Raw genomic sequence first — 6,652 nt, forward strand, 5'->3', positions numbered from 1 at the left:
GCCAGCCTGTTCGGACCGCCTGCCCTTGGCCCGGCCGCAGCTCCCCCTGGCCTGCTGGCGAGGAGCGGTGGAAATCGACCATGACACCCGATTTAACCCGCTTGACTCGAAGAGAACAAAATAGGAACATCAATCTAGCGGCCCATGCTCGCCCAGGGAGTTCGTCATGTCCATGTCCGAACCTGCTCCATCGCCCGACACCGATTGTTACGAGCAGGCTTGCGACCAGGCGATTGCGATGTGCGACGGAAACCTGCGCAGCACGATCAAGGCGCTGATCATGGCGAACGAATATCTGGAAATCGAATTGAGGGAATTGCAGGCGGCGGCAGCCGAACGCGCTCCGGCGCGGCGGCGGACACGCGGCGACGCTGCCTGATCGAACCGGACGGGAACAACGCAATGGCCGATGTCACCTATTACGTCGCAATGCCGTTCCTGCAAGACGATACCGGCTCGCCGGTCGCGGGCGCCGCGGAGGAATGCCAGAGTTCGTCAGGAGCATTGCGGCGCGCGGAAGCCTTGTCGCACGGCGCCGGCTGCGTCGGGGCGGTCGCCTTCAGCCGCACCGGCGATCCCATGGTCGGCGAATTCAGCGATGCGCAATTGCTCAGGAAATTTGGCCAGGTGCCGGACGATCTGAGCGGGCTGTAATAGCTCAGCGCAATTCCCGGAAAAAGGCGCGCACCTCGGAGGCCAACAATTCCGGCTGCTCGAGGGCCGCGAAATGTCCGCCTCTCTCCATGACGCTCCAGCGGCGGATGTCGGTGAACACGCGCGCCGCAACGTTGCGCGGTGGTTTGAGGATTTCGCGCGGGAATTGCGCATAGCCGGTGGGCACCGAGATGGTCTCGCCGGGCGGCACAATGACCGAGCCGTGAAGCCTCGCATAATACGGCCAGAACGACGAGCCGATCGCCGCGGTAAACCAGTAAAGCGAAATGTCGGCGAGCATGCGGTCCCGGCTGATCGCGCGCTCGACGTCGCCGCCGCAATCGGACCAGGCGCGGAATTTCTCCACGATCCATGCCGCAAGACCTGCGGGTGAATCGGTCAGCGCAAAGGCCAGCGTCTGCGGGCGGGTGCCCTGGATCCACTGATAGCCCACCTCCTCGTGCATCCAATGCGCGAGTTCGGCGAGATAGTGCCGCTCCTCCTCGTTCGGATTGGGAAAGGCTTTGGGGTCGCGGCCCGCCGCCATCATCAGATTGATGTGGATGCCGATCATCCGCTCCGCATGCGCATAACCGAGCCGGCTGGTGACCGCGGCCCCCCAGTCGCCGCCCTGCGCGCCGAAGCGGGCGTAGCCGAGGACGTCATGCATGAGGGCGCAGACACAGTCCGCCATTTCGGGAACGCCGTAGCGTTTCTGGCCGGGCCGGAATGAAAGCCCGTACCCCGGCAGGGACGGCGCCACCACGGTGAAGGCGTCGCGGGCGTCGCCGCCGAAGCGCGCCGGATCGGTGAGACGGGGGATGATTTCGAGGAACTCGAACACCGAGCCGGGCCAGCCGTGCAGCAGGAGCAGCGGCATCGGATCGGGGCCGACGCCGGGCACATGCAGATAATGAAGGTCGATGCCGTCGAGCGCAACGCGGAATTGCGGAAAGGCGTTGAGCGTGGCTTCCTCCGCCCTCCAGTCAAAATGGTCGCGCCAATATTGCACGAGCCCACGCAGATAGGCCACATCGGTGCCATAGGCCCATGGTTCGCCCGGCGCCTGGTCAGGGAAGCGTGAGCGCGCCAGGCGATCGCGCAAGTCGGCGATGTCGGCGTCCGGGATCCGAAGCGTAAACGGCGTGGGTTTGGTCATGGTCCTGCTCGGCTGGTTGGAGGGAGCGGCGGCAAATCCGGGTGATCGAGGGATTGCACCTCACACCTCATGACGCCGTTGCGCCTTGCGCACATACATCGCGCAATCGGCTTCTTCCAGCGCCCGTCCCGCTTCGGAATGCGGTCCCAGAAGCGCCACGCCGGCGGAGGCTCCCGTGGTGACGGTGCGGCCGCGGAACACGAAGCTGAGACGGTCGACGGCCTGTTCCAGCGCCGCAGCCTTGGCGTGGGCGTCGGTCTCGGTGAGATTCCACAACAGCAGCGCGAACTCATCGCCGCCCAGCCGCCCGATCACGTCGGAGGAACGGATCTGGCGCGAGAGCGCATTGACGACGGCTTTCAGCACGGAATCGCCCGCGGCATGTCCGAAGGCGTCATTGATCGGCTTGAGACGATCGACGTCGAGCACGATTACCGCGCCGCTCGCATGATAGCGCTTGATGTAGGCGATCACGCGGTTGAGCTCGCGTTCAAAGCCGCGCCGGTTGGGAATTTCCAGCAGGAAATCGGTATCGGCCGAGGCCTGCAATTGCTCGATACGCGCCTGCGCCTGCGCCAGTTGGGTCCGGAGCCGACGAATCTGCGCTTTGGCGTCGCCGGATACCACCGACGGCCGCGGGGCCGGCGCCCGCTGCGGCGCAGGCTTGCGGTTCGCCACCACGCTCTTGCGGCGTTTCGCGGCCTTCGGAGCCGCCGTTCCGGTTTTCTTCTTCATGAGCCTCTGTCTGGGGTCTGATCCAGCGGCGCTGAATCAAACCCTTCCCTTGATCCTCGGTCTGGGCGTGAACTTTGTCTCAAAACCGGCATCCCCCTCTGCGTTAATGCGGCCCGTCGGATCGGGATCATGCTCTAAGAAGGCTTGCCGGTCCTCACCAAGACAGGATAGTCCATTCCGGACCCCTTGCCACGCCTTGCCGAACCGAGGGCCGATCTTATAATCCGGCCTATGTTTTTGGATTCCCGAAAAGAATTGATCGCATGCCCGCCCCGATAGCCATCATCATGGGAAGCCAGTCGGACTGGGACACCATGCGCTACGCCGCCGAAACCCTGGCTGAGCTCGGCATCGGCAGCGAGAAGCACATCGTCTCCGCCCATCGTACCCCGGACCGGCTGTTCGCCTTTGCCAAGGGTGCCAAGGCGGCCGGCTTCAAGATCATCATCGCCGGCGCCGGAGGTGCTGCGCACCTGCCGGGCATGACCGCGTCGTTGACGGAACTACCGGTGTTCGGGGTGCCCATTGAATCGAAGGCGCTGTCCGGCCTTGATTCGCTCTACTCCATCGTCCAGATGCCCGCCGGCGTCCCGGTCGGGACGCTGGCGATCGGCAAGCCCGGCGCCGTCAACGCCGCGCTGCTTGCCGCCAGCGTCCTGGCGCTGAACGACAAGGCGCTGTCAGCGAGACTTGCCGGCTGGCGCAAGGCGCAGACCGAGGCGGTAGCCGAGCGTCCGGAGGAATCTGCGTGACGGCGCCAAATCAGGTGAAGCTGAAGCCCGGCGACACCATCGGAATTCTCGGCGGCGGACAATTGGGCCGGATGCTGGCGATGGCCGCGGCGCGGCTTGGCCTGCGGTGCCAGGTGTTTTCACCCGATCCGGATTCGCCGGCTTTCGACGTCGTGGCGAACGCGACGTGCGCCGAATATGCCGATGTCGAGGCGCTCGAGCTGTTCGCCAACGACGTCGACGTCATCACCTATGAGTTCGAGAACGTGCCGTCGGCCTCGGCGATGATCCTGGCGGCGCGCCGTCCGGTGCTGCCCGGCCGGGAGATCCTGGAGACCACGCAGGACCGTCTCGTCGAGAAGGATTTTGTAAAGCGGCTGGGCATCGGAACCGCCGCCTATGCCGACGTGTCGTCGGCGGCTGCCTTACGTGCCGCGATCGGGAAAATCGGCCTCCCCGCGGTGATCAAGACGCGCCGCTTCGGCTATGACGGCAAGGGTCAGGCGATCATCCGTGAAGGAGACGATCCGGACCAGGTCTGGCAGGACCTCGGCACCAAATCCGCGATCCTGGAGGCCTTCATTCCGTTCGAGCGCGAGATTTCAGTGATCGCCGCGCGCTCGGCCGACGGCCAGGTCGAATGCTTCGACGTCACCGAAAACGAGCATAGCGATCACATCCTGAAAATCTCCCGCGTGCCGGCTGCCATCCCCGACGCGCTGGCGGCGCAGGCCCGCGACGTGGCGCAGCGCATCGCCAACGCCCTGAATTATGTCGGCGTGCTCGCGGTCGAGATGTTCGTGGTACCGGAAGACGGCGGGCTGAAGCTCCTGGTCAACGAGGTCGCCCCGCGGGTGCACAATTCCGGGCATTGGACACTGGACGGCGCATCGATCTCGCAGTTCGAGCAGCACATCCGCGCCATCGCCGGCTGGCCGTTGGGCAAGCCCGTCCGCCACGGCGCGGTCACCATGACCAACCTGATCGGAGACGAGATCAACAGCTATCAGCAATGGCTGACGGTGCCGGGCGTCACCGTCCACCTCTACGGCAAGGGTGCGCCGCGGCCAGGCCGGAAGATGGGGCACGTGACCCAGGTCCACACTCAGGCGCACGTCGCCAAGGTCGCGGCGCCGCCAAAACCCGCCTGATCGGGGGGATCCGAGACCTCCCCGAGAGCCTGATCGGGGCGGATTTGGCCGCGTTCGGCACGGCTATTTGCTTTTCCGCCGGTGGACATTCCCAGCTTTGTCTGATACATCCGCGCCCTCAAGGTTGAGAGCTAGGCGTTTTGCCGGCCCTTTGCTTTACCAGAATCCAATCCGATCAATTGAAAGAGGATGCCGCGTGCAGGTTCTCGTTCGCGATAACAATGTCGATCAAGCCCTCAAGGCGCTGAAGAAGAAGATGCAGCGCGAAGGTATTTTCCGCGAGATGAAGCTTCGCGGTCATTATGAGAAGCCCTCCGAGAAGAAGGCCCGTGAAAAGGCCGAAGCCGTGCGCCGCGCGCGGAAGCTCGCCCGCAAGAAGTTGCAGCGCGAAGGGCTGCTGCCGATGAAGCCGAAACCGGTGTTCGGTGCCGGCCCAGGCGCTGAGCGGGGCGGTGCCGGTGGCGGCCGTGGCGGTCCCGGCGCGGGACCCCGCGGGTCGCGCTGATCAGCCATCTTGTTGGATTTGAATCATCCGATGACGCGGGCCTTCGTGCCCGCGTTGTGGTTTTTGCGGAATACGCGCCAGCGGGCTACCAATACTGCGTTAGCCGCGTGAGTGTTCTGCACGATGCCCATCCCGGTTCCTGATGTCCTTTCCGGAGCTTTGCGCCCCGGTCCGCGTGCGTCCGCGGCAATCGCATTGATCACCATCGCCCTCGGCGGCTGTTCGATGACGCTGGGATCGCTGACGACCTCTTCGGAGCCGAAGGAAGAGCCCGCGCAGCTGGCCGCCTCGAGCAACATCGCTTCGCTCACCGAAACCGTCAGAAACAACCCCAACGATCCGCAGGCCTACAACATGCGCGGCTCGGTGCTGGCGCAGGCCGGAAAGACCGAGGAGGCACTCGCCGATTTCAGCAAGGCGATCAGCCTCGATCCCAATTATGGTCAGGCGTTCGCCAACCGGGGCCTGATCTATCGCAAGACCAAGCGGCTCGATCAGGCGATGAGCGACTACGAGCGCGCGCTGGCGCTCGATCCCAACTACGCGCCGGCCTGGCTTGGCCGCGGCATGGTCTTCAAGGCGCGGAACCAGGCGCCACAAGCGCTTGAGGATTTCAACAAGGCGATCAGCCTTCGTCCCGATGACGCCGAGGCCTATTACAATCGCGGGCTGCTCTATCAAAGCGAAAAGCAGCACCAGTTCGCGATCGACGACTTCACGACCGCGAACGGTCTCATCCCGCAACAGGCCGAGCCGCTGCAGGGCCGCGCGCTGAGCTACCTGGCTTTGGGCAAGGCCAAGGAGGCCGCCGCCGATCTCGACGAGGCGGTGCAATCCGATCCGCAGAACGCGCAGATCTGGATTACCCGGGGACTTGCCTATGAACGCCTCGGCGACAAAACCAAGGCCGCCGGTTCATATGGCCGCGCCATCAACCTGCGCCCGAAGGACGAAGCCGCGCGAAGCGGCTTTGCCCGCGTCGGCGGCAAGCCCGGGCAGAGCTACGATACGTTTTGAAGCAGGTTCGCGCGAAGACCTGCCCCGGACGTGATCCGGAGCGGGGGCCGGTTCGTGGCTATTTCGGCAACACCGAGTGGAACACCGATTTCGCCGCCGACAGCATGTCTTCGGCAACCGTGGTGTGTTCCCGGGCAGGCGGCGAATCCACCGCATCGGCCCTCAAATCGAGCGGCCGCGGGTCGGGGATATCGGCCGGCGGTGTTGGACGATGCGGATCGTCCGCCCGCGCCGTGGGCGCGTAAGATGGTTTCGCCTGGGACGATCCGGGGCCGAATGCGTCGGCCGGCGGCGTTGAAACCTGGATCGGCGGCGGCAGCGGCTGAACCGGCTGCATCTGAACCGGCTGGGGCGCTGGCGCGGCCACAACCTGCGGAGCTGGCGCGGCCACAACATGGGGCGCTTCCGGAATGCGGGCCGCTTCCTGGGCGCGTGGCGAAGCCTCAGGCGCGCCGCGCAGACGCTCGATCGCCGCGCGCGCCAGATTGTTGGCATCCGGCGTGATTGCCGTCTCGACCGGCGCGACGGTAGTTGGCGCTGCAATCACGGGCTCGGCGGGGGCGGATGGCTGCGACGCTGGAACCGCCGCGGGAGCGGTCCTGACGGCGGCCTTTTCGCGCGGCTGATGGCGGCGGGTATCCGCCGGGACGCTCGCGGGAGCGGTCGGGGGAATGCTGGCGGTCTCCGCCGGCTTGTCGGC

Annotated in this window: 8 protein-coding genes and 1 pseudogene; 6 read left to right on the plus strand and 3 right to left on the minus strand. The window is 65.3% G+C overall.

Annotated elements, in window-relative coordinates; all coding sequences use genetic code 11:
- Positions 1 to 172: 172 nt before the first annotated feature.
- The gene (locus E8A46_RS29735) at positions 173 to 379 is read left to right on the plus strand and encodes a hypothetical protein (protein WP_291568770.1); all 207 of its coding nucleotides are present in this window, start codon (positions 173 to 175) and stop codon (positions 377 to 379) included.
- Between the two features lie 23 nt (positions 380 to 402).
- Positions 403 to 654, plus strand: a complete 252-nt coding sequence (locus E8A46_RS29740) for a hypothetical protein (protein WP_291568757.1) — start codon at positions 403 to 405, stop codon at positions 652 to 654.
- Positions 655 to 658: 4 nt separating this feature from the next.
- Here the strand turns inward: E8A46_RS29740 and E8A46_RS29745 are convergent, their stop codons facing one another.
- Together E8A46_RS29745 and E8A46_RS29750 are read right to left on the minus strand one after the other, a co-directional pair.
- On the minus strand, positions 659 to 1,813 hold the full coding sequence (locus E8A46_RS29745) for an epoxide hydrolase family protein (protein WP_291568759.1): 1,155 nt from the start codon (positions 1,811 to 1,813) through the stop codon (positions 659 to 661).
- A gap of 60 nt (positions 1,814 to 1,873) precedes the next feature.
- Positions 1,874 to 2,548, minus strand: a complete 675-nt coding sequence (locus E8A46_RS29750; protein ID WP_291568761.1) for a GGDEF domain-containing protein — start codon at positions 2,546 to 2,548, stop codon at positions 1,874 to 1,876.
- 263 nt (positions 2,549 to 2,811) lie between these two features.
- Here E8A46_RS29750 and purE point away from each other — a divergent pair, with 263 nt between their 5' ends.
- From purE to E8A46_RS29770, 4 genes are all read left to right on the plus strand, one after another.
- Positions 2,812 to 3,300: a 5-(carboxyamino)imidazole ribonucleotide mutase gene (purE, locus tag E8A46_RS29755; protein WP_291568763.1), complete on the plus strand. Its 489-nt coding sequence runs from the start codon at positions 2,812 to 2,814 to the stop codon at positions 3,298 to 3,300.
- Positions 3,297 to 4,430, plus strand: a complete 1,134-nt coding sequence (locus E8A46_RS29760) for a 5-(carboxyamino)imidazole ribonucleotide synthase (RefSeq protein WP_291568765.1) — start codon at positions 3,297 to 3,299, stop codon at positions 4,428 to 4,430. Before purE ends, E8A46_RS29760 begins: the two co-directional genes overlap by 4 nt.
- A gap of 196 nt (positions 4,431 to 4,626) precedes the next feature.
- On the plus strand, positions 4,627 to 4,935 hold the full coding sequence (gene rpsU, locus E8A46_RS29765) for a 30S ribosomal protein S21 (protein WP_291568767.1): 309 nt from the start codon (positions 4,627 to 4,629) through the stop codon (positions 4,933 to 4,935).
- A 195-nt stretch (positions 4,936 to 5,130) separates the two neighbouring features.
- Positions 5,131 to 5,952 (plus strand): tetratricopeptide repeat protein, encoded by an 822-nt coding sequence (locus E8A46_RS29770; RefSeq protein ID WP_291568769.1) that lies wholly within the window; start codon positions 5,131 to 5,133, stop codon positions 5,950 to 5,952.
- 58 nt (positions 5,953 to 6,010) lie between these two features.
- Here E8A46_RS29770 and E8A46_RS29775 read toward each other — a convergent pair.
- Positions 6,011 to 6,652 (minus strand): annotated as a pseudogene (locus E8A46_RS29775) (hypothetical protein); the annotation flags it as partial.

The sequence above is a fragment of the Bradyrhizobium sp. genome (assembly GCF_004799445.1).
In the GTDB taxonomy this organism is placed as follows: domain Bacteria; phylum Pseudomonadota; class Alphaproteobacteria; order Rhizobiales; family Xanthobacteraceae; genus Bradyrhizobium.

Coding starts and splice junctions, on each gene's coding strand:
- E8A46_RS29740 (WP_291568757.1), top strand. CDS start 403: ATGGCCGATGTCACCTATTACGTCGCAATGCCGTTCCTGCAAGACGAT.
- E8A46_RS29745 (WP_291568759.1), bottom strand. CDS start 1,813: ATGACCAAACCCACGCCGTTTACGCTTCGGATCCCGGACGCCGACATC.
- E8A46_RS29750 (WP_291568761.1), bottom strand. CDS start 2,548: ATGAAGAAGAAAACCGGAACGGCGGCTCCGAAGGCCGCGAAACGCCGC.
- purE (WP_291568763.1), top strand. CDS start 2,812: ATGCCCGCCCCGATAGCCATCATCATGGGAAGCCAGTCGGACTGGGAC.
- E8A46_RS29735 (WP_291568770.1), top strand. CDS start 173: ATGTCCGAACCTGCTCCATCGCCCGACACCGATTGTTACGAGCAGGCT.